Genomic DNA, 22,541 nt, shown 5'->3' with positions numbered 1-22,541 from the left:
GGTTTCCCTTGTCACCGGTCTGTCAACCCGGCCTTGTGCTCGCCCGCCCCGACCGACAACGGGGCGCGAGCTTAATGACAGAGGCAGCCGCGATGAACGACCAATCCTATACCCTTGACCGCTGGGCCACGCCGGATGATCCGGAGAGCGTCCCTATTCGATTTGCTGATCTTCGGAAGATTGAACGGGCTTGCCTGGGCATCTGGGCCATCGCCCGGATCGTGGGGAATAGCGCGACGGAACCCGAGGGCACCGGCGTGGAGCCGCTGGAGCCGTGGATCAACGCCAACTTGCTAGGCGGCATTGAAAGCCTCTGCGATCACATTGCGGATCTTGCAGAGTCGGCTATGGACGGGGCGCGGTTGGATATTGGAGTGGCGATGACGGAAGGGTCATTGCATTGATTGGCGCGGTTGCGGTGTGCTTGGCGCCATCGGGATGCCAGCACTTCGCAAGGGTGGGCAGTCGACAGGATGCCGGGCCACCCACCACGCCACCGCCTGCGCTGAGCTATCGCTCAATCACCCGAGCTTTTACGCAAGCGATCGGTCGAAGCCTTGTTCAGGCGCTTCGCCTCGGATTCCGCGTAGTCTTCCTCGCCCGGCTCGTACTTGCCGTCATACATGCAGCTACTGCGATTCCAGCGGCATTCGTTGGTCAGGGAACAGCCGGAAGTCAGCGCGGCGAGAAACAGGACGACACAGCAACGGCCTAGGGTTTGAATCGGCATGGGGCTCCTTGGTTGTCGGAGAAGTGTACGACATAGACGCGAACGAAGATGCCATCTCACCCTATAAAAAGCCTCCTAACGATCGATAAAAAAGCCTCCTAACGATCGTCATTAATTTTCACAAAATCTCAGTTTTTATTTGGTTTTCTTGCGCGAGGCCTTATCAATTCGAATACACACTGCGGCACTCGCGTATGCACTTCCCTTATCCATTGCTATGCTACTCAAAATTATTCTTTGACCTTGCTTTTCTACCAATTTCTGACACCTATCACCTATCTCATCCAGCAAACGATTGAGCCTATCTTCGGCACCAACCTGAACATTTTTTCGAACGAATGAGGCAAGGAATCCGGACTGAAGGCAATTTCTCTCTCCACCTCTTGCCAATACCGCAGAGAGACGTTTTACGTCACGCTCAATTCTATGAAATGATCCCACCGGATGCTTCACCTCAACAAGAAAACGTGGTTTCTCGTTTTTTTTATGGACAACCATATCAAACCGACCATTACCGCGGATATCCTTCGGCACAACGCCAGTAGAAATCGCCCCGCTATTGATTAGCGTCTCTTTTACTGATTTCTCAAGATCAATTAGAACACCCAATCTCCCAACCTGAACGGCTATAGACGTCGTCAAAAAATACTCAGGAGCCGCATCCAGAGAAAGTCCTGAAATTTTAGGGTAGGCGCCAGCTGCTTTTTTTATACCTGCCACTATGGCGTTTTGGACAACTAAAACTGACACCGGACCACCAGAATAGTCAGTAAATTTCACGCCAATAATCCCATTATTTTTTTCTCCTACAGATATATCATCTAGAAATAATCAAAAAAATAATAAATCATATATCAAACACAAAAATACTCAAGGCCTACACCACGGGATCAAGATTCATCGGAATTCCTTGAAAAGCAAGGCGTCGCAACAGATCCTCCGACCCTGCCGTTCCCACTTGCTCCTGCTTGCTCACGCTAGAAAACCCGATCCGGCGTAACTCAACATCAGGCGCCTCATTACCGGAGCTTCTGATCATTTCAGAGGTCTTTCTAAACAATGAGGCACGCCCAGAACCCTTAACGGACAATCGAATTAGTAGCCCTACCAACCAACGATTAAGGCCATACACCTTCTTGCTGAATTTCAATTCATCCACAAGCTCAATTTCAATTTCGACTTTTCGCACAACCCTTTCATACCAAACCTTGAGAGCTGCTGGCGCCAAATTATTCAATTCTTCCATTTCTCGCCAATATATTTGATCCAATTCCTGATATACACAACCGTCCTCATAACCCCACATCGACGCGCGAACGGCTTGATCCTCTGCGGATTGAATGCGCCCACACATCTGCGCCCAATGCGCCCCATGATTTGCATGTCGTAGAATTTCTCGCAGCTCATTCACGCAACCACCAAGATCATGCCAATTCGGGTCGAGACAGAATCTGAGAGCCTCCTGCAACCCTCCATCTCCTCCCCCAAAAATTCGAATCTTCCCTTTACCATTGAGCGCCTTATTAATGTCACTTTCCAACTCGTTATAGGAAAAAAAATCTCTCGCAGCGAGAGTTTGCTCATTACTTTTACCCAAGCCGAATCCGATAGCAAATATGACTATTTGCGCATTTAAATTTCTTACACCCCCCTTACCATAAACATCGACCCGCACTCTTCCGCTCGCTTCATTCACGGCGACATCATCCATGCTATGAAGGCTATGCTCATATATTATTTCAATATTATCTCTATACTTCTCTTTATATTTATCCAGCTGCAACAGGAAAGATTTTCGCATTTCCGCTCCCGTTTTGGGAACATCCGGAAAACGCAGCACCGCAGCCTTCTTTTTAAGATTTGAGATAGTTTCCTTATTCCGAAGAGGCTCCATATAGGGAAAGGAGTGCCCACCACTATGTTCATGGGGCCAATCGTATACTGTCGCACTAAATAGTCTATCGCTACCCAATCCTAAAAGGGAAAAACACGCAGACGTCGACTCTACAAGTTGCACTGTTAGCCCTAGTTCACACGCCATGAGAGCGGCAGATACACCACCGACACCTCCCCCAACAACAATTATATTTGGACTCCCGTTCGCCAGGCTCCTGCCTGGGTTAACAAGACCCGCTTTCGCAGCAGCCAGTACTAACGTACGCCCGCGTATCAATTGATCTTTCATACTTATAAATTGCAAGTCCCGATTCAGATCGAATTGCAAGGCTTGGACTTTAAAAGCCAATATTGCAAGGCCGTCCTTAGTTCCTGGCCTTAGAGAATTAACGGCATCCATTAAAAACTAACCTCCTGCAACAGCCCCACATCCGCCGTAGCAAGGTCTCGCTGAATTAAAAAAACCGAACTCCTTGCCAGAGACTTCACATCTTCAAATTGTTTCATAATGTCGATCAGATTCTGGGGCTCGACTATAGAAACCGCTGAACGCCCACTATATTCGACCGGGAGATTTTCAATTGAATCGGAATATTTGTTCGGCCTGTAATAATAGACTCCGGGCCTAACTCGCTCCAGCATCCGCGCTCTTACTAATGCACGGAAGCCGCTACTGATTTCGGATAAAATCTTCGAAAGCGGATTACCCGCATACAAAAAATCGGGAGCTAGATCATCTCTAACTTTCTTAACCTCAACGATATCACCATCAGAATAGTTATCATTTAAGTATCTATTGAGAGCTGTTTTTATGTCTTCCATACATCCTCACAAGAAGTTCAGAGCCGACTTCTAACTCAAGCCTCCATCCATTGGTCTTGGTACTTATCAGCATTACGTCGTAAATCTCTCCGCTATCTAGATAACGGATCCCTGACGGTAGCCACCTGACCTGTTCAGACCTCAGACCCGAAGGATCATATTACATTTCGAAATGGAAATTTATCATCCTCCCGCTCCATCGTGAATTTGCTTCAATAATCAAGCGTTATTCCGACCCCTACAGGTCGCTCCGCATTTAACGACAGGTAGATCCTTGCGCACGCTCACCACCATCCGCCAAGACCTCCGCGCCCTGGTCCAATCCCGCGCGTTTTCCCAAATCGACGCCTACTACGCCGACCTGGAACAACAGGATTGGTCGCTCCCCGCCAGCCAGATTTCCGCGTATTCCGAAGCCGTCCTCTCCGGCACCCTCTTCGACTACAGCACCGTCCCCTACCCGCAAGCCGCCGACTTCCTCCAGACCTGGATCGCCGCCTGCCCCGACTCCTACCACGCACACCTGGTCCTGGGTAACTTCTGCTTCGGCCGCGCCGCGGATATCCGCGGCTTCGGCTGGGCGGACAGCGTGACGCAGGATCGCTGGATCGGCGCCGCCCTGGCCTGCGAAACCGCCGCCGCCGCGCTGTTGAAAGCCATGACGCTGTCGCCGCGTCCCGTCGCGGCCTGCGTGACCATGATGCAAATGGCGGCGCATTTCAAAGAGCCGTATTGGCTGCGCCAGTTGTTCGAAGGCAATCCTCCGGAAACGATTACCCACGACGATGTCGAGGAACCCGGCCTGATGGACGCCGCGCTGGCGCATCTGGCGGAATACGGCGTGCCGCGCCTGCAACCGGATCAGGCGCCGCGGTCCCTGCCCGCATGGCTCGCGCCGCGCGCCGAGCATGAAATGGAACAGGGCAAGGATTACTGGCTGCTGCGCGCGCTGGAATTGCGCCCGGGCCACCTGGAAACGCTGATCGCGTATGCGCAGTATCTGCAACCGCGTTGGGGCGGCAGTTACGAGGATATCGACGGCCTGGCCAGCGGCCCGCTGTGCGAGACGCTGACGGAACCGCAGCGCAACGCGATCCGCTGGATCGGCCTGTGGGACGAGCTGAGCGATTTTCCGGAATCGGAAGAAACGCAGGCGGTGCAAGCCCATCGCCAGGCCTTCGAATCGTTCCTGCAGCGCGATCTGCGGCCCCAGGAACGCGGCGAGGCGCTCGGTCGGTTCGCGAATTTCGTCAGTTATTCACTGGGCGACCATGCGCGTGCCCGCAAGCTGCACGCGCAGAGCGTGGCGGCGTTCCCGGGGAATATGTATTTTGGCGAAGTGGACGGGCCGTTCCGCAGTTTCGCGCACGTGACGCTGATTCACCACATTCTGGACGACGACGGCGCGTTCAAGCGCGTGCTGGAGCGCATGAGCGGCTGGAACCAGTTGGCGACGCCGCAGGGGTTGGTGGCGGTGGCGCATCAGTTCGGGCTGTGGGGGTTTGAAAAGGATCCGGCCAAGGCGCAACAACTGCTGGATCGCGCCGCCGAACTCGGCCGCGACCAGACGGACGACAGTTTCAATGTGCTGGCGGCCGCCGCGATGCTGTGGGATGGCGGCGCGCACGAGGAAGGTTATTTCCTGACACGCCAGTTGGCGGATCGGCGCTTTCCCGACGCGGCCAGCAGCATGTACGACATTCACCGCGGCTTCCGCGACAACACGCCCGACCATTATCTGGATGAGGCAGTGCGCGACGAATGGCTGCAACGCGCGGTGGACGATGGTTCGCCGCTGGCCAAGTACAACATGGCGCATCGGCACCTGTTCGACGGCAAGATGGATTTCTCGCGCCGCGAGAATGTCGAGACGGTATTGCGGCTGTTGCAGGAGTCGCGCGAAGAACCGCGCGCCGACGGTCTGGCGCGCTTGCGCATCGGGGTGCTGCTGCGCGACCACGGCACCGACGCGGAAAAACAGAGCGGCGTGCGCGATTATCTGCGGCCGCTGGTCGACGAAGACGACGACTGGCGCGCCGCCCGCGCCAGCGCCGAAATCGGATTGGCCTATGCGCGCGGCCACGGCGCCAAGAAGAACCGCTTTGCCGCCATCGAATGGGTCGGGCACGCCAGCAAGCTGCAACCGGACGACGAGGGTATCGACGAGATCCATGGCGAGGTGATGAACTCGCATAGTCTGGTCAAGACCATTGGCACGGTGTTCGGGGCGTATATGGGACGGGGCGGCGTAACGGCGGAGGATCTGCCGCCGAAGGCCGCGGAATAAGCAGACGGACCCTGGGATCATCGACGTTCAAACTGATCCAGTCCTGAATATCGACTCCCAGGGGACTGTGAGTATTCTTGTGTTTAAGGCATTAAACACCCGGTCGAGGATCTGTCAGGCTTGTTGATGCTATCTCAGCGATACGGGTCAGTGAAGCGTTCGGCATAAATGGTGGCGAACCGGTTCACGGCACAGTTGCGCATTGATGCTCTCGATGGCGTTGGTCCTCCCGTCTTATACGCCCCCAGCCGATCAGCAAAGGACGGAAGCTTGGCTGAAGGCCGCGACAAGTGTGCTCTTTATGCCTACCCCCTACCCGGCCTGTACCCACGACATAGTGCTGACGTGACCAGATTGAAGGACTCAGAACGAGCCACCTTAATCTTACCGATCAAAATGATACATCCGTCAAAGGAAATCTCTCAACCCATATCCGAGATAATGCATAAAACAGCATTTTTATCCGAATACATATTTATCGATCCAGCGGGTGATCATGAAAACTCCTTCCCCCAGAATCATAAGCATCCGACCAAAATTTCAAGCTTCTCCAATAATATTTTTTTTGATCAGATAAAAAAACTTTGGAGAAATGAGATATTTTTTTTATATCATCTTTAATTTGAAGACCCGAATCGAAATACTTTGCAGCATCCAGGCCAAATCTATTAAGGTCAGGGAGCTTATCACACCGTCGTTTTAGATGAGGAAGGCCCGTGTGAATTTTCAGGTAAGCCTCTCTCTGTTCGACTTCAAGAAAGGAAGCTTTATCAATCATTTTTGATGCTGACGGCATTTCTATGCGATCAGCGGCATCTTTAAAAGCTCCTAAGAGTGCCGCATGGTCCTTTTCCGGAATTTTCGCTGTTTCGGCCATTCTCACTATCACCGCGATGCGCCCCAATAGGACAAGCATTTCTTTCAAGTCCTCTTCTATGCATATTTTCATAACGGACGCATTGTTTTTTTCCTTCGTTTCCTCCGAAGCAATATTTATCCTTCCAAGCCAAAGAGCCACAAGTGCCGCCGCCGCCGTGGCCACGGCTGAGGCAGCGGACCAAGGAGATTCCATCCAAGGCCATTTAGACACACAGGCCACTACAAAAAAGCCAATAGCAGCAAAAATTACCAGCACCCGCCACCAGCACTCGCGGCATGAAAGCCCCAATCCATTCGAAGCCATAACATCCTGAACTCAATATTAATTAGATTAATAACCCCAAGTTCCCTGGGGGCCATTGCAGGCAAAAAAATCAACGTTGCGCCACTATCTGGGTGCGGATTGGTACAACAGATTTGAGCGCGGTCGGTCGCTGGTTTTCAAGCGTCTGGAGTTTAATTTTTACACCTTGAATGTTCATCAGATTATGACCATCATCAACAAAATGACGAATCAGGAGCTTTTCTGCAGCGTTAACGGCGGCGCTCTTTGTCTGCCCGGGCCTGAGGACAATTTCAGCGTATGCCAAATATCTTTTCCCTTTCGCGGCAGCCTTTATCCCATTCATAAGTTTCAAGTTATTCATCTGCCCCTTAATTCGCTGTCTAAGGTTCAACGCGCGGCCCACATAGAAAACGTCACTTAAACCACCATACACTCTATAGTAGATATACACACCACCTTTTTTTGGCACAACATCCAGATCTGGAACATAGGGATAGGAACGTAAAAACTGAGGTTCATGCCAGAATAGACTCGGATTAATCACTTATCGGAACCTCTCACTTTAAAAACGACCAGAACGATCGACTAACACAGACATTACATTCTATTAACTATCACACAAAATCCACCCTCGAAAGATCGCGCATAATCACACCCGTTTGGCAATCCGCAATCAAAAAGATCAAGTGCAGTACACGCGCCCCGGGGGGTTCGCCCCCCTAGAAAAGCGAAAAATTGCACGGAACCGCGACATAGTACTTTGAAATCTATTTTCAACTATTGTTAAATTTTCCAGGCTGTCTACTTCGTTATGCCCCCTGGTTCTTCCACTCGACAGATCTCCGTCGCCTGCATCAGGAAATTCCGCCCCCCAGCGTCCAGCCCATTGGGCCAGCTCTACGCGTGACTTCCTACAACAGGCTGCCCCAGTAAGGCACGCAACACACCCGACTTCATAGTCATCTCACGCATACTTCGGGTGATCAAGTGCGCTTGGCCAAGGCTCTTTTTGCTTTATTGCTCTACCCTTCCAAGACACACCTCAGGCTATCGGCGATATTCGTGCTGCCCCGAGACACTATTCTTACGGAACCCCATGTCCCTAGCCCCGTTTTCGTCCCATCAACCCGGCCGCGACAAGCGATGGCTGTTGATGCACAGCCGGCAGGCCGCGCAGGCGCTTGGCTCGGATCAAGTCCTTTTCTACGATGCGCCGCCGAGTACGGCGACGCTAGCGGCAATCGAATATGTCCATCTGTGGGCGCCGCCCCTGGACCCGGTAGAGGAATTGCCGGCATTGATCGCGCGGCTACCATCCCTGACCCATCTGTCCATTGGCCCTGGCAATATCCAGGCCTCGGTGGTCAAGAACCTGCGCGCCGAGATGCTGCCGGCCAGCCTGCGGCATCTGTCGATTTTCGATTGCCCAGGGTCATATACCTGGTCGGCGGGGCCGATGCCGCAGTTGGAGTCGCTGGAGGTCAACGTTCCGATGCGGTTCAAGGCGGAGGATTTTCCGGCGCTGAAGTCGCTGTCGATGTTGCCGGACAAGGCGGGAAAACTGCTCGATCAGGCCTTGCGGCTGCCGCTTCTGGAGCTGAATCTATTCAACGTGCCGTTCGATGAATCGCTGTTTCACCGCATCGCGGCGTTGCCCCTGTTATCGCTGGGCCTGATGGCGGGACGCTCGTTGAAAACGCTGGCGGGAATCGAACAGCTTTCCGGACTGCGTTCATTGCGGCTCAAGAACCAAGGCCTGTTGGAAACCATTGGCCCGATTGCCGCCCTGCTGGCGTTGGAGCAATTGAATATCCAATATTGCAAGCGGATCACGGATATCAATACCCTGGAGGCGCTACCCGCCCTGCAAGACCTGACCCTGGTGGGCTGCGGCAATATCGGCCTGGGTGAATTGGAAGCCAAGCTGCGAGCCAAACTACGGCATTCCAACATCGCGGCAACGACATAGCTGCATGAGCGCATTCCCCGGCGTCTGGGCTTCGATAGCCGGGGATGCGGGCCGTCCACCGACGCGCCCGCCCCGCCATCAATCCACCCGCCTCACCACTGATACCCCACCTTCAAACTGACCACCCTCCCCGCCCCCGCGAAGCAGCCGTTATCCAGGTCATAGCATCCCCCGCTATACCGCTTGTCCGTCAAGTTCGACACATTCAACTGCACCTTCGTCCCCTTCAAGCTGGGCACCTGCCGCCCCAGGTCGTAATGCAGTTGCGCATCCACCAAGGTGTATCCCGGCACGCGGAAGTCCTGCAGCGTCTTGTATCCGCCCCAACTTCCGCCGTTATGCCTCACCCCGAGCGCCGCGCCCAGGCCGGACGGCGCATCCCACGCCAGCCAGACGCCGCCAAAGCGCGTCGGCACGCGCGACGGCGTCCTGCCTACTTCGTTGGCATTGCCCTTGGTGTATTCGACGTTCTGCCAAGTATAGGCCGCGATCACGCTCCACTGCGGCGACAGCCGCGCATGCGCTTCCAGTTCCAGCCCGCGCGAGCGGACTTCGCCCGACTGCACGGATAGGCGCGGGTTGGCGGGGTCGGCGCTCAGCACGTTGGTCTGGCTCAGGTGGTAGATGGCCGCGGAGAACAGGGCGTCCCAGTTCTCCGGCTGGTACTTGAGGCCGGTTTCGAACAGTTCGCCCCGGGTCGGTTTGAACGGCTCGCCGCTGGCGGACAGGCTGTTCACGGGCTCGAAGGACTGCGCGTAGGTGGCATACGGCGCCAGGCCATTGCCGAAGCGATACAGCGTGCCGACGCGCACGGTGGTTGCCTGGTCCTTCTGGGTGAAGCCGCTGTGCCAGAGCCTGTCGGTGGAATCGATGGTCGACCAGTCCTGGCGCACGCCGACGGTGGTGTGCCAGTTGCCCAGCGCGACCTGGTCCTGCACGTAAAGGCCGGTCAGCGTCGAGCGCATGCCCTTGTCCATGACCGTGGGCGGGACGGGCTGCGGCGCGCCGTAGACGGGGTTGTAGAGGTCCAGCTTGGTGCCGTTGTAGGTCGTGCGGTAGTCGCCGTCGCCGCGCATCTGCTCCCACACCAGGCCGGCCAGCAGTTCGTGGCGCGCGGCGCCGGTGGCGAAGCGGCCTTTCAACTGGTTGTCCAGGGTGAAGCTGTCGTAGCGCTCGGTGGAACCGAGCACCTGGCGGTCGATGGTGCGCAGGTCCGGTTGCAAGGCGGCCAGGACCACGGCGTCATAGTCGCTGTCGACGCGGGTGTAGCGGCCGTTCAGGCTCATCGACCAGTCGCCCGCCAGCTTCTGGTCGAACTGGTAGCCCACGGCGCGGATGGTGCGCGCGAACGTGTCGTAGCCCGGCTCGCCCACGTTGAAGCGGGGCGGCAGTTGGCCATGGGGATTGGGCAGTACGCTGCCGATGCCGGGCACCGACGAGATCATGCCCAGGCCGGGATCGTCCTGGTAGCGCGCGTACAGCGTCAAGCGGGTGGCAGCGCTGGGTTGCCAGGTCAGCGAGGGCGCGACCGCGCGGCGGCGCAGCCAGGTGCCGTCCAGTTGGCCATCGCTGTTCATGGCGGTGCCGACGACCCGGAACAGCAGCGTGCCGCGTTCATCGGCCTTGCCGCCCAGGTCGAACGACCCGCGACGGTAGCGGCTGGTGCCGCCCTCAAGCTCAATGAGGCGCACGGCGTCTTCGCGCGGCAGCTTGCTGGTCAGCGCAATGACGCCGCCGGGCGTGGAGGTGCCGTACAGCACCGAGGCGGGGCCGCGCAGCACTTCCATGCGTTCGAGCAGGAAAGGATCGACCTGCTGGCCGCCGAAGACGACGCCGCGGTTCAGGCGCATGCCGTCCAGGAAGGTGTCGACGGGGCCGTTGCCCGTGCTGAAGCCGCGGATACTCATGTCGTCATAGGCGGTGACGGCGCCCCAGGATTCTGTGGCGACGCCGGGCGCGTAGCGGAAGGCCTCGTTGACCGAGCGCACGTTGCGCGCGTCCATCTGTTCGCGGGTGATCACCGAGAGGGACTGCGGCGTCTCGATCAGGGGTGTGTCGGTGCGCGTGGCGGAACTGGAGCGACGCGGCACCACGCCGTCGTCCTGCGGGATGCCGACGACCTCGACGGACGGCAAGGTGCGCGCGTCCCCCGCCGTGGCCGCTGCGGCCGCCTGCGCCGCGCCGGGCTGGGTCCAGGCCAGCAGCAGCAAATGAAATCCGACGGTAAGAACCCGGGGCGATGCGCATCTGGCGCGGGATTGGAAGATCATGAGCGTGGTCCGTTTGTTTGATGGCATGCATCCCGAGACCCGGCGCGTGTCGCCGGCGCGATGTATGGGTATTGCTTGGAAGCCGCTCCATTTAATATTGCGTCTCATTCCTTTAACTACCCGGATCGGGTCGTCACCCCCGAAACGGGTCCCCCGGCATCGCTTCATGAAGACCCATCCCGACGCGCCGCGCCACGGCGCCATTTCCTCCCTGCCCGATGTGCCCACGTCCTCGATGTTCGACACGGACTTCCTGGCGCACTACCTGTCAGGACAACGACATCGGTTGGTGTACGCGGAAGTGGCGGAGGGCATCGAGCTGTGCCATTGGCAAAGCGCATTCGAGCAGCCGTTCACCGTGCACACGCGTGACGACGGCAACCGCGTATTGCTGTCGTACCAATTGCGCGGCGAGACCGATTGCTGGCTGGAAGGCGGCGTCGCCGGACAGGGCGAGGCCATCAGGGAAACGTCGGGCTGCTTGTACTACACGCCAGACCGCCGTGGACACTTTGCCCAACATGGGGTGTGCGAGAGCCTGACCGTTGCGCTGCGGCCGGACGTGCTGCGCACGTGGATCGAGGACGAAGAGGACGCGGCGCTGCGGCGCTCACTGGACTCCGGCAGTTGCTTTCGCACCGGCTACCGCGGCGAAAAGCTGCATCAAGCCGCGTTCGCCATCAGCCGCGAGTTGAAGCACCTGCGCACGCCTGCCTGCGACACCCCTGGCGCGCGGCTGATCCGCGAAGCGCAGGCCATGATGCTGACGGGGCTGTTTCTCGAGGCCGGCCATGCGGACACTCGCCGCGCCAATGCCGCCGCGCCGCAACGGCAACGCCTGATGGCGGCGCGCGACTATCTGCTGGCCGACCTCGCCCATCCGCCCACGCTGGCGCAGATGGCCGCGGAAACGGGCTTGAGCGCCATGCGCATCAAGCGCGGATTCCGCGAGTTGTTCGGGCACAGCGTCTATGGCTTGTTCCAGCAGGCACGGATGCGTGAGGCGCAGCAGCGACTGCAAGCGGGCAAGGTGACGGTGATGGAGGTGGCGTTCGATATGGGGTACTCGAATCCCAGCCACTTCGCGGCGGCATTCCGGAAGGAGTTTGGCGTGGGGCCCGGGGAATACAAGCGCGGCCTGTCGCTCACCCCCGCTGGCTCAACGCCTTGGCAATCCGATGCCGCCCCACCGTCGTCTTCGGCACCTTGAACGGAAACCACGTGCGCACGTCCTCGTCCAGCCCGATCCCGTGCATGTAGTTATAGATTGCCTTCTTCAACGCCCGTCCCAGCGCGTCGTGATCCACCCCGGTCGGGTCGTCGAAGCCGATATCGTTCTTGGCGAACGTCACGTCCGGCAGCGGCCGCAGCGTCACGCCGTATTCCTCGGGATTCAACCCCACCGGGGAATGCACCGTACAGGCGAAGCGGTGGAAGAACCCGCTCTGGATACAGCCGTTCTCGAACAACTGGCGCACGTATTCCAGCGCATCGACCGTATCCTGCACGGTCTGCGTGGGAAAGCCGTACATCAGGTAGGCGTGCACCAGGACGCCGGCGTCGCTGAAGGCGCGCGTGACGCGCGCCACCTGGTCGACCGACACGCCCTTCTTCATCAGGTTCAGCAGGCGGTCCGAGGCGACCTCCAGGCCGCCCGAGACGGCGATGCAGCCGCTGTCTGCCAGTAGTTCGCACAGTTCGGGGGTGAAGGTCTTCTCGAAGCGGATGTTGCCCCACCACGAGATGCCGGCGTTGCGCGCGATCAGCTCGGTGGCCAGGGCCTTGAGGGACTTGGGCGGCGCGGCCTCGTCGACGAAGTGAAAGCCGGTCTGCCCGGTTTCCTCCACGATGGCCTCGATTCGGTCGGCCAGCACCGTGGCCGAGGCGCCTTCGTAGCGGCCGATGTAATCCAGGCTGACATCACAGAAGCTGCACTTCTTCCAGTAGCAGCCGTGGGCCACGGTCAGCTTGTTCCAGCGGCCGTCGCTCCACAGGCGGTGCATGGGGTTGAGCATGTCCAGCAGCGACAGGTAGCGGTCCAGCGGCAGGCCGTCCCAGGTGGGCGTGCCGACCTCGGCGAAGGCGACGTCGGGCTCGATCAGGTTGACGTAGCGCACCGCGCCGCTGTCGGCGTCGCGCAGGAAGGTGCGCACCAGGCGCTGGCGCGAGCGCTTGCCTTGCACGTGTTCCATCAGCGCCAGCAAGGGGCGCTCGCCGGCGTCGAGGCTGACGAAGTCGAAATAGTCGAAGACGCGCGGGTCTTTCAGTTCGCGCAGTTCGGTGTTGACGAAGCCGCCGCCCAGCACGGTGATGATCCTGGGGTCTTGCGCCTTGATGGCCTGGGCGATGCGGAAGGCGGCGTAGACGGCGCCCGGGAACGGCACCGACAGCAGCACCATGGTGGGCTGGTGACGCGCCAACGCTTCCAGGGTCAGGTCGCGCAGGGTGTCGTCGACCAGGTTCAGCGGCGCGGCCAGCGCTTCGGCCAACGGGTCGAAGGTCGGCTGGCTGCCGGCCAGCGATTCGGCGTAGCGCACGAATTCAAAACGCGGATCGATGGCGTCGCGCAGCACGTCGGCCAGGTCGTTCAGATACAGCGTGGCCAGGTGCTTGGCGCGGTCCTGCAGGCCCAGGGCGCCGAAGGCCCAGCCCAGCGGATCGCCGCCCTCGTCGTCGACGTACACGTCCAGCGAAGCGAAGCGCGGGCCCTCGGGCAGGAAGTTACGGCCGACGACGCGGTGCGCCAGTGTCGAGTCGCGCCCTTGCAGGAAGGCGATCACCGGGCCGATGGTGGCCAGGTAGCGCGGCTGCATGGCGATGAAGGCCTGGATCGCGGGGGTGTGCTTGTCCAGCGGCAACGCATCCACCTTGGCCGCCACGGCGCGCAGGCCGTCGGGCGACAGCAGGCGCAAGACCAGCGCCAACGCCAGGTCTTCCTGCGTGGCCGTGACGCCGCGGGAGCGCAGGAAGCCGGTCAGGTAGGCGGTGGACGGGTATGGCGTATTGAGCTGCGTCATCGGCGGGATGACGGACAGCACGCGAAGGGGCGTGGCGGACATGAGACACGGCGGGAAATGCCGTCAAAGCGGGGATCGAGGGGGGATTATAGTTATCGGCGAGTTCTCATCGGCGTAACACGGGAAATCAAGGGGCATAACGTGGGCAACCGGCTTCCCCATTCCTCCCTCGACCACAAGGAGTGTTTCGTGCGGAACCGGGAACGACATAAAGACAGCGATTTATGATCCTGCATTGGAAACAGAGGCGAGCAGCCGAGATATGAAACCACTCACCGTTGTATCAGTAGAAAGATACGCACCAGACGACGATGCCGCCTCGGTCACGCTTCGCAGCGACCAAGGGGAAGTCACCGTTTTCTGCTGGCCCTGCTCCGTCAAGGCCGGTGACGTCGTCATGAATCGCCTGTCTGCAATGGATGGTGAAGTCGGCGGCGCCTACGGAGTTGACTGGCCTCAGGGTGAGAAAGACGCCGCGTCGGCGGAACAACTGGAGCGTACCGGACATTACGCCTATCGAGGCCGCGGGCGCGTAGCCAAGGCATCTGAAGGCTTGGTTGAAACGATGGGATTCTTGATCGAATTCGGAGAAACACCCGAGACCGGACACGTCGAATTTGATATTGCCCGGCTCGATTGCGGGTGCGATACCCTCGATTGACGCACCCTAACTCTCTCGCTATTCGTACAGGACTTCCCGTCGTTTCAATTCATGCTGTATTTGACGATACTGCAGCAGTAGGGATTCGGTACTCACGCGAGTCAGATCTGCGTCACCCATCGACGACCCAAGCCCTTCGAGAATCGAGCCATAATTTTTGAACAGGAGTTGATCCAAAAATGCAGGGGTGATGCCAAGCGGTTTGCATACATCCTGCGCGAGAAGAGTCTCGACGGCGGCATATGAGGTTGCAGGTACCTTTGTTGGAAGTTCAGGAACGATTCTGTTCACCACTCCCATGACCCGGCTATCCAATGCAATGCGATCAGTGGCCAGACCAAAGCCGGATGTAAGAAAGTCACGCGCTCCCTTGTTCTTGACATAGGCCAGAGACTTCGCAACATATTGCCAGCGTTCCTCTGACGTTTTCAGCGCCACCACGTAGCGTATGAAACCGCTCGGCCCGCCTTTGTACGCCTTAAGAAAGGCGAAGTTCTTTATCAGGGCAAGGACCTTTGGCGAAAGCTCCGGATTAACGTCGGACACGTAGCGCGCACCTATTTCACGCAACACTTCGCCAAGCACCATTGCCACCTGGGCTTCGGGCATGGCACATAGACGTTCGTAGTTCAATTTTTCCCGGATGGCGGCCTCGGAAAGCCGCTTGGCGGGATCGGATTTTCCCACCACGACAACCTGGCTTACGACGCGGATCCAAATATCGGTATCGGACATCGTTTTCCAATGATCCGCTGGCGGCAGTCGGATATCGTGCCCAAAGCGTTCGCATATCCATCGGAACTTGCCGACTTGTTCTTCCGTAAGCGTAGGGAGCTGCATAACCTTGCATTATTAGGAAAGCGAGCAATCTTACACTGCCAACATCTAAGCGCTATGGAATTCCCATTATCAGGCAGATAACGGTATCTGTTCGCCATTCGCGCCTAAAACCTCAATTTCCCCCACCAAACAAATCCGCCCCCCGCGCATCCGCCGGCTCCAACACATACCCAATTTCCCCCGCCACCTCGCGCAGAATCCCATGCGCCAGATTGAACGCGGTATTGGCCGCCGGCACGCCCGCGTAGATCGCGTTCTGCAGCAGCACTTCCTTCAATTCATCCGGACTCAGCCGCGACTCGTCCTTCGCCGTCAGCGCGGCTCGCACGTGCAGCTCGAATTCCTCCCACCGCCCTAAGGACAAGGTCACCGCCAGCACCATCATCCGCCGCGTCTTGTGCGGCAGGCCCGGGCGGCTCCAGATGTCGTGCCAGGCGTAGCGGGTGATCAGGTTCTGGTAGTCGGCGGTGAAGGTGGTGGCGCGGTCCAGCGAGCGCTGCACCCATTCTTCTCCCAGCACGGCGCGGCGGTTGGCCAGGCCGCGCTCGAAATCGTCTTCCCGGCTCATTGCGGCATCTCCCCTTGGGTGCTTGCGTCGGCGGGGCGGGCAACGGCGCTGCCCGCCCCGGCCGATCAGTTCACGGTGATGTTATTGGTTTTCACGACCTCGGCCCAGCGGACCTGTTCGGCGTCGACGAACTTGGAGAAGTCCGCGGCGCTGCTGCCGACCGGGGTCAGACCGAGCTTGGCGAGCTTGTCGCGGGTTTCGGGGCGGGCCAGCGCCTTCTGCACCAGGTCCTGCAGCTTGGCGACGACCTGCGGATCGGCGCCGGCCGGCAGGAAGAAGCCGTTCCATTCGACGACGTCGAAGGCATTGACGCCGCCTTCGCTGACGGTGGGCACGTTGGGCAGGTCGGGCATGCGCGCGGCCGACGACACGGCCAGCGCCTTGAGCTTGCCGGTGCTGACGTAGTTCAGGCTGGACGCGGCGTTGGCGAAGTACACGTCGACCTGCCCGCCCATGACGTCGACGATGGCGGGCGCGCCGCCCTTGTACGGCACGTGCACGATGTCGATCTTGGCATCCTTCTTGAGCAGTTCGGCGGCCATCTGCGCCAGGCTGCCCGGACCGTACGAGGCGTAGGTGTAGCGGCCGGGGTTGGCGCGCGCGGCCTTGATGAAGTCGGGCAGGCTGTTGAAGGCCGAGCCGGTGGCGGCGACCAGGATGTTGGGCACGCTGACGGCCTGCGAGACGGGAATGAAGTCCTTCTTGGCGTCGTAGGGCAGCTTGCGCAGCACGGGGTTGATTGAGAACGCGGAGGCGTCGTACAGCACGGTGTAGCCATCTGGTTTGGCGCGGGCCACGTAGGCGGCGCCGATGGAGCCGCTGGCGCCGCCCTTGTTTTCGATGACGACGCTCTGGCCGGCGACTTCACCCATGCCCTGGGCGATGATGCGCGCGGCGTTGTCGGCGCCGCCGCCGGCCGAGTACGGCACCACCACGGTGATGGGCTGGTCGGGGTAGCCGGCGGCGTGGGCCGCGCCCAGGGTGCCGGCCAGGGCCAATGCGGCGGCCACGGGGCGCAGTGCGGCCAGGGCCGCGTGACGGGTTTTCTTCATGTGTGCTCCTCACGTCTCCCCTGCAGGGGATGTTGAATCGATCAAGGATCGTGGCGCGGTCCGTCCGAGGTCAGACGGTCGCGATGGGGTTGACTGGCGCGCCCACCAGGCCGGGCACGTACATCGGTGCGGCGGTCAGGAAGAAGGCGTGGCGGTCGTGCTGGCGCAACCAGTGCGCCAGCGGGGTCAGGTGCCAGAGTTCGCCCAGCGGCAAACCCAGCTTGAACAGGCATTGTTCGTGTAGCGGCAAGAGCGGCCCGCTGCCGCTCTCCAGGTGATGGTTGCGCAATTCCACCGCGTGGTTGTCGGCGGCGATGGCGGCAATGCGGCTGTCCTTGATCCAGGCCAGCAATTGCGCGTCGGCGCCGTCCAGCACGCAGCAACTGGTCTTGAGCCGGTCCTGCTCGTCATCGCCCAGCGTGAGCGCGAGGTCGGCCAGGCCGGTATGCAGGCACAGGATGTCGCCGGGGCGCACCCGCACGCCGTCGGCGTGCATCACATCCATCAGGTCCTGGTACGAGACCTTGCGATGCGCGTCGCCGAAGCGGGCGCGCAGGTCGACCATGACGCCGCGCCCCTGGATGCCGTGCCGCGCCATGGGCGCGATGGACAGGTCCTGGGTGCCGGTGAAGCCGTCGGCGCGCGGTTCGCTGACGGTAAAACCGTTGTAGCCGGTCGGCTGCGGCTGGCCGGTGCCGTGGGCGTCATACATCGCGCCGACGTGGCCCAGGGCGTCCCATTGGGTGGAGTACTGCGGCGACAGCGTGACGCGGTCGTCGCTGACGACGTCGGTGGCGCCCGGCACGTCGCGCGCCAGCGGATAGCGGTACACCGGCACGCCGTTCTTTTCGGCGGGCTGGATCACGGGGCCCTTGCGCCGTGGGTTGAGCACGGGCGCGCGCGGCACCGTCAGCGGCAGGCTCAGGGAAAACGACAGGCCTTCGCGGATTTCCGCGACGGCGGCCAGGCGCGCCTGGCGGCCCAGGTGGTTCAGGGTGCCGAGCTGGTCGTCGTCGCCGAAGTCGCCCCAGTTGGAGCCGTCGGGACGCTGCTGGTAGCGTGGAAGCATTTTTTTGTCTCCTCGTTCTGTCTCGGACGAGTCTTATGATCGTTGTGGCGGCTATTGCACCACCGAGGATTGCCGTAATTGGGCAATTTCGGACGCGGTGTATCCCAGGGTGGACAGAATTTTTTCGCTGTGTTCGCCCAGACCGGGCGCGCCGCGCCCTGCTCGGGACTCGCCGCGCCCTGCTCGGGACTCGCCGCGCCCTGCCTCGGACTCGTCGCGCGCCGCCTCGGACTCACCGCGCCCTGCTCCAGATTCGCCGCGCCCCTCCCCCGACTCATCGGCAGGCGCTTGCGCGGCGCCGCCGAAGTGGGCCCATTGCGCCAGGCCCAGGTAGTCGCCGGCCTGCGGGTTGTGGTACGGCCGCATGAGCCCCATGGCCTCGACCTGGGGATGATCGAACATGTCCTCGACCGGGCGCACTTCGGCGCAAGGCACGCTCTGGCCAAAGCGCTCGGCCCATTCGCGCGCCGAGGCGCGCGCCAGCGCCTGGCGCACCAGGGGCACCAGCACGGCGGCCTGGGCGGCGCGCTTTTTGACGGAGTCGTAGTCGGGGTGTTCGGCCAGCTCCGGCAGGTCCAGATGGCCGCACAGCGCGCGCCAGAAGTGCGGCGTGTTGGCCGACAGGTACAGGTAGCCGTCGCGGGTGGGATGGATGCCGGTGATGCCGCCCGAGCGCATGTCGCGCTCGATATGGCGCGGTTCGCCATCGGCCCAGACCAGGCGGGCCGACTGCATCGCCAGCGCGCTGCCCAGCAGCGAGACCTCGATCGCCTGGCCACGGCCGGTCCTCTCGCGGCGGTAGAGGGCCGCCGCCACGCTGTTGGAAATCAGCGCGGCGCCGTAGTAGTCGACCACCGAGCCGTACAGCACTTCGGGCGGACCGTCGGCCTTGGCCTGGGCGGCGCACATGCCGGTCATCGATTGCAGCACCTGGTCGTAGCCGGCGTGGCGCGCCATCGGGCCGACCGCGCCATAACCGGTCATGGCGCAATAGACCAGGCGCGGGTTGACCGCCGACAGCGTGGCGAAGTCGATACGCAGGCGCTCGGGCACGCCCGGCCGGAAGTTGTGGACCAGCACGTCGGCCTCGCGCACCAGGCGCAGCAGGATCTCGTGGCCGGCGGCTTCCTTCAGGTTCAGGCACAGGCCGCGCTTGTTGCGGTTGATGCCCAGGAAGGCGCGGCTTTCGCTGGCCAGCGTCGACGGGTACTTGCGCAGGTTGTCGCCTTCGGGCGGCTCGACCTTGATGACGTCGGCGCCCATGTCGCCCAAGAGGGCGCAGCCATAGGGGCCGGCGATGTAGGCGCTCAGGTCCAGGACCTTGATGCCGGCCAGCGGCAGGTCGGCGGGGGATGCTTGTTGCATTGCGGATTCACTCAAAATCGGTAGCGCGGCCGCGTCAGGCGGCTCGGCCGGCGGCCAGCAGCACGTCCTGGGCGCGCCGCACGAAGGGGGCGTCGATCATCTTGCCGTCGAGCACGAAGGCGCCGACGCCGTCATGCTCGCGGCTCGCGGACACGATGCGCTCGGCCTGGGCGATCTCGTCCGCGCTGAAGCCGAACACTTCGTTGGCGATGGCGATCTGGCTGGGATGCACGCACGACTTGCCCAGGAACCCGAGCGAGCGCGCCAGTTGCGCCTCGGCCCGAAAGCCCTCGGCATCGCGCACGCGGGCGTAGGCCGCGTCCATGGCGTACTTGCCAGCGCAGCCGGCGGCCAGGCGCAGGGACAGCATCACCGCGCGCAGCGTGTCGGGCTGGTAACGCTCGATGCCGAGCGGCTCGAACAGGTCGGCCAGGCCCAGTTGCAGGCCGGCGACGCGCGGATGGGCCGCCGCCAGTTGCGCGGCGTCGGCCAGCGCGAGCGGGGTTTCGACGGTGACCAGGAATTCACCGGCGAAGCCGGCGTCCATGGCCTCGTCGATCGCGGCGCGCAGCGCGGCGGCGCTTTCGACCTTGGGCAGGTTCAGCACGTCGATGGGCAGGCCGCGCAGCGCGGCCAGGTCGGCGGCAAAGTCGGGCGTGTCGGCGGCGTTGACGCGGACGATAATTTTCTTGGGATGTTGCTCATGGACGGCGGCGAACGCGGGCGCGGCCAGCCAGGCCGCCAAGGCGGCGCGGGCTTCCTGCTTGCGGGTCGGCGCGACCGCGTCCTCCAGGTCGAAGGACAGCGCGTCGGCCGCGCTGGCCAGGGCCTTGTCGAACAGTTCCGGACGCGAGGCGGGAACGAAAAGCTTGCTTCTCATTGATGTCTCCTGGCCGCATTGTGGCGCTGGAGACGTGCGATCGGGGACAGCCAAATTACGATAAGACGATAGAATATCTATCATCATGAACACCGACTTCCTGCACACGCTGGCCGCCGTGGCGCGCCATGGCTCCATGGCCGAGGCCGCCCGCCGCCTGGGGCTGACCCACGGCGCGGTGGCGCAGCAGATCCGCAAACTGGAACAGGAGCTGGGCGTGGCGCTGGTGGCGCGCGCCGGCCGCACCGTGCACCTGACCGCCAAGGCCACCGAACTGATCGGGCCGATGCGCGAGGTGCTGGAACGGATCGAGAAGATCCGCTACCTGGCCCGTTCCGACGAAATAATGGGCGAGCTGCGGCTCGGGGCCGGCAATACGGCGCTCAATTCGATGGTGCCGGCCATCCTGGAACACCTGGTGCGGCGCCATCCGCTCATCAACGTCGAAATCCAGCCGGGCCACTCGGCGCGCTTCTACCCCGCCATCGAAAGCGGCGAACTGGACGCCGCCATCGCACTGCAAGCGCCCTACCCGCTGTCCAAGAGCCTGGGCTGGCAGTTGCTGCGCGAAGAACCCTACGTGCTGGCGGCGGCGCCGCGCCATGCCGGTCGGCACCCGCACAGCCTGCTGACGGCCGAACCCTTCATCCGCTACCAGCGCAGCGACTGGGGCGGCCAGCACATCGACGATTACCTGCGGCGCGTCGGCATCACGCCGCGCGAGCGCTTCGAGCTGAACGCCATCGAATCCATCGCGGTGATGGTCAGCCGCGACCTGGGGGTGGCGATCCTGCCGCGTTCCACCAACGGCGCAATCGAACGGCTCGGCCTGCTGGCCCTGCCGCTGCCCGAGCCCTGCGAGCCGCGCCGCTTCGGCCTGATCTGGTCGCGCGGGTCGCCACGGCTGGCGCTGATCCGCGCCTTTCGCGACATTGCCGTTGTAGAGTATGCCAACGCGGGCGCCTGACCCGCGCGCTACAAGGGGAAAGCATGAAGAAGACCATTCTGTCGACGCTCGTCGGCTGCTCGATGTTCGCACTGCCGCTGGCCGCCAGCGTGGCCGGCCAGATCGGCTACCTGGGGCCGGCGGGTTCGTGGACGCACCAGGCCTGCCTGGATCTGTTCGGCCCCGCTGACCTGGTGCCGCTGACGCGCGACGACCTGTTCAAGGGCTACCAGTCCGGCAAGATCGAACGCGCCTGCGTGCCCGTGACCACGTCGGTGGTGGGCGTGACGCCGTACCTGGATGCCGTGCTGGAGCTGCCGGACGTGATGATCGTGGCCGAGTATCCGAAGATGCTGGGCTACAGCCTGCTGGCCAAGCCGGGCACCAAACTGGCGGACGTCACGGAGGTGCTGGCGCACCCGGTGGCGTTCGAGGAGGTCAAGCCGTGGGTCGACCGCGAGATGCCCAGGGTCAAGCGCACCGAGGCCGCCAGCGGCGGCGCCGCCGCCAAGACGGTGGCCGACAGCCCGGGCCATGACAAGGCGTCGTTCGGCCCCAAGGTCGGCGCGTCGGTCTATTCGCTGGTATCGCTGGTGGACGGCATCGAGCAAGGGCCGCACAACGTGACCCGCTGGTGGGTGCTGGGCCGCGCGATGCCAGCGCCGACCGGGCGCGACAAGACCTCGCTGCTGGTCGACACATCCGACGACAGGTTCAACGACACGTTGGCGGCGCTGGTCGATGCCAAGGTGCCGGTGCTGACGATCTACGAGCGGCCCAGCAGGAAGACGCTGGACACGCATCGCTACGTGATCGAGGTGGCCGGCCACGCCCGGCAGGAGCCGCTGGCGTCCATGCTGGCGGCCCATCCGGAGATACGGCTGCTGGGCTCTTATCCCCGCCAGTGATCCCCGCGTTCGCCGACCTGGCGAAAGATCCGGTTGCACTTTATTGGGGACATACGCAAATCCGCCCTTGATAATGCGGACCTTCCCTCGGCAGTG

General features: G+C 61.2%; 21 protein-coding genes. 7 read left to right on the top strand and 14 right to left on the bottom strand.

The genetic code is table 11. The features are described from left to right. Positions 1 to 92 precede the first annotated feature (92 nt). Positions 93 to 404 carry a hypothetical protein gene (locus SB816_RS10910; protein ID WP_175142769.1) on the top strand — a complete coding sequence of 104 codons (312 nt, stop codon included), beginning with the start codon at positions 93 to 95 and terminating at the stop codon, positions 402 to 404. A 113-nt stretch (positions 405 to 517) separates the two neighbouring features. On the opposite strand, the gene SB816_RS10905 is transcribed toward SB816_RS10910, so the two are convergent. From SB816_RS10905 to SB816_RS10890, 4 genes are all read right to left on the bottom strand, one after another. Then, positions 518 to 730 (bottom strand): hypothetical protein, encoded by a 213-nt coding sequence (locus SB816_RS10905; RefSeq protein WP_175142770.1) that lies wholly within the window; start codon positions 728 to 730, stop codon positions 518 to 520. A 135-nt stretch (positions 731 to 865) separates the two neighbouring features. Next, complete coding sequence (locus SB816_RS10900) at positions 866 to 1,510, bottom strand: hypothetical protein (RefSeq protein WP_410546947.1); 645 nt, start codon at positions 1,508 to 1,510, stop codon at positions 866 to 868. 97 nt (positions 1,511 to 1,607) lie between these two features. Next, positions 1,608 to 3,026: an FAD-dependent oxidoreductase gene (locus SB816_RS10895; protein ID WP_175142771.1), complete on the bottom strand. Its 1,419-nt coding sequence runs from the start codon at positions 3,024 to 3,026 to the stop codon at positions 1,608 to 1,610. Continuing rightward, positions 3,026 to 3,448, bottom strand: coding sequence for a hypothetical protein (locus SB816_RS10890; protein ID WP_156330738.1), 423 nt, complete (start codon positions 3,446 to 3,448; stop codon positions 3,026 to 3,028). Before SB816_RS10890 ends, SB816_RS10895 begins: the two co-directional genes overlap by 1 nt. A gap of 274 nt (positions 3,449 to 3,722) precedes the next feature. Between SB816_RS10890 and SB816_RS10885 the strand changes: the two genes are divergently transcribed. Then, positions 3,723 to 5,735 (top strand): DUF4034 domain-containing protein, encoded by a 2,013-nt coding sequence (locus SB816_RS10885; RefSeq protein WP_410546946.1) that lies wholly within the window; start codon positions 3,723 to 3,725, stop codon positions 5,733 to 5,735. A 475-nt stretch (positions 5,736 to 6,210) separates the two neighbouring features. On the opposite strand, the gene SB816_RS10880 is transcribed toward SB816_RS10885, so the two are convergent. Both SB816_RS10880 and SB816_RS10875 read right to left on the bottom strand, forming a co-directional pair. After that, entirely contained in the window at positions 6,211 to 6,918 is a 708-nt protein-coding gene (locus SB816_RS10880; RefSeq protein WP_155755627.1) for a hypothetical protein, read from the bottom strand. A gap of 70 nt (positions 6,919 to 6,988) precedes the next feature. Then, positions 6,989 to 7,444, bottom strand: a complete 456-nt coding sequence (locus tag SB816_RS10875; RefSeq protein ID WP_155755626.1) for a GIY-YIG nuclease family protein — start codon at positions 7,442 to 7,444, stop codon at positions 6,989 to 6,991. A 552-nt stretch (positions 7,445 to 7,996) separates the two neighbouring features. Between SB816_RS10875 and SB816_RS10870 the strand changes: the two genes are divergently transcribed. Next, positions 7,997 to 8,869, top strand: a complete 873-nt coding sequence (locus SB816_RS10870) for a leucine-rich repeat domain-containing protein (protein WP_410546945.1) — start codon at positions 7,997 to 7,999, stop codon at positions 8,867 to 8,869. A 92-nt stretch (positions 8,870 to 8,961) separates the two neighbouring features. On the opposite strand, the gene SB816_RS10865 is transcribed toward SB816_RS10870, so the two are convergent. Further along, positions 8,962 to 11,079, bottom strand: coding sequence for a TonB-dependent siderophore receptor (locus tag SB816_RS10865; protein WP_410546944.1), 2,118 nt, complete (start codon positions 11,077 to 11,079; stop codon positions 8,962 to 8,964). A 226-nt stretch (positions 11,080 to 11,305) separates the two neighbouring features. Here SB816_RS10865 and SB816_RS10860 point away from each other — a divergent pair, with 226 nt between their 5' ends. Next, the gene (locus SB816_RS10860) at positions 11,306 to 12,349 is read left to right on the top strand and encodes a helix-turn-helix transcriptional regulator (RefSeq protein ID WP_410546943.1); all 1,044 of its coding nucleotides are present in this window, start codon (positions 11,306 to 11,308) and stop codon (positions 12,347 to 12,349) included. On the opposite strand, the gene SB816_RS10855 is transcribed toward SB816_RS10860, so the two are convergent. Then, positions 12,285 to 14,198, bottom strand: a complete 1,914-nt coding sequence (locus SB816_RS10855; protein ID WP_410546942.1) for a B12-binding domain-containing radical SAM protein — start codon at positions 14,196 to 14,198, stop codon at positions 12,285 to 12,287. The genes SB816_RS10860 and SB816_RS10855 overlap by 65 nt on opposite strands. 220 nt (positions 14,199 to 14,418) lie before the next feature. Between SB816_RS10855 and SB816_RS10850 the strand changes: the two genes are divergently transcribed. Further along, the gene (locus SB816_RS10850) at positions 14,419 to 14,817 is read left to right on the top strand and encodes a hypothetical protein (RefSeq protein ID WP_144419122.1); all 399 of its coding nucleotides are present in this window, start codon (positions 14,419 to 14,421) and stop codon (positions 14,815 to 14,817) included. Positions 14,818 to 14,835: 18 nt separating this feature from the next. On the opposite strand, the gene SB816_RS10845 is transcribed toward SB816_RS10850, so the two are convergent. The 6 genes from SB816_RS10845 to SB816_RS10820 form a co-directional block, all read right to left on the bottom strand. After that, entirely contained in the window at positions 14,836 to 15,552 is a 717-nt protein-coding gene (locus SB816_RS10845) for a hypothetical protein (RefSeq protein WP_144419121.1), read from the bottom strand. A 217-nt stretch (positions 15,553 to 15,769) separates the two neighbouring features. Further along, on the bottom strand, positions 15,770 to 16,225 hold the full coding sequence (locus tag SB816_RS10840) for a carboxymuconolactone decarboxylase family protein (RefSeq protein WP_410546941.1): 456 nt from the start codon (positions 16,223 to 16,225) through the stop codon (positions 15,770 to 15,772). A 65-nt stretch (positions 16,226 to 16,290) separates the two neighbouring features. Next, positions 16,291 to 17,277, bottom strand: coding sequence for a tripartite tricarboxylate transporter substrate binding protein (locus SB816_RS10835; RefSeq protein ID WP_327762635.1), 987 nt, complete (start codon positions 17,275 to 17,277; stop codon positions 16,291 to 16,293). Positions 17,278 to 17,347: 70 nt separating this feature from the next. Next, the gene (locus SB816_RS10830; RefSeq protein ID WP_410546940.1) at positions 17,348 to 18,346 is read right to left on the bottom strand and encodes a cyclase family protein; all 999 of its coding nucleotides are present in this window, start codon (positions 18,344 to 18,346) and stop codon (positions 17,348 to 17,350) included. Between the two features lie 51 nt (positions 18,347 to 18,397). Continuing rightward, positions 18,398 to 19,711: a CaiB/BaiF CoA transferase family protein gene (locus SB816_RS10825; protein ID WP_410546939.1), complete on the bottom strand. Its 1,314-nt coding sequence runs from the start codon at positions 19,709 to 19,711 to the stop codon at positions 18,398 to 18,400. A gap of 34 nt (positions 19,712 to 19,745) precedes the next feature. Beyond that, a complete protein-coding gene (locus SB816_RS10820) occupies positions 19,746 to 20,591 on the bottom strand; it encodes an HpcH/HpaI aldolase/citrate lyase family protein (RefSeq protein ID WP_410546938.1) in 846 nt (281 codons plus the stop codon). An 85-nt stretch (positions 20,592 to 20,676) separates the two neighbouring features. On the opposite strand from SB816_RS10820, the gene SB816_RS10815 reads away from it, so the two are divergent. Continuing rightward, positions 20,677 to 21,558, top strand: coding sequence for a LysR family transcriptional regulator (locus SB816_RS10815; RefSeq protein ID WP_054482633.1), 882 nt, complete (start codon positions 20,677 to 20,679; stop codon positions 21,556 to 21,558). Positions 21,559 to 21,581: 23 nt separating this feature from the next. After that, a complete protein-coding gene (locus tag SB816_RS10810) occupies positions 21,582 to 22,445 on the top strand; it encodes a prephenate dehydratase (RefSeq protein ID WP_410546937.1) in 864 nt (287 codons plus the stop codon). Positions 22,446 to 22,541: the final 96 nt, after the last annotated feature.

It is taken from the genome of Achromobacter sp. SIMBA_011 (assembly GCF_046535435.1).
Classification (GTDB): domain Bacteria; phylum Pseudomonadota; class Gammaproteobacteria; order Burkholderiales; family Burkholderiaceae_B; genus Achromobacter; species Achromobacter dolens.
The sequence above is the reverse complement of the archived record's forward strand: the minus strand, read 5'-3'. Positions and strand labels throughout refer to the sequence as shown.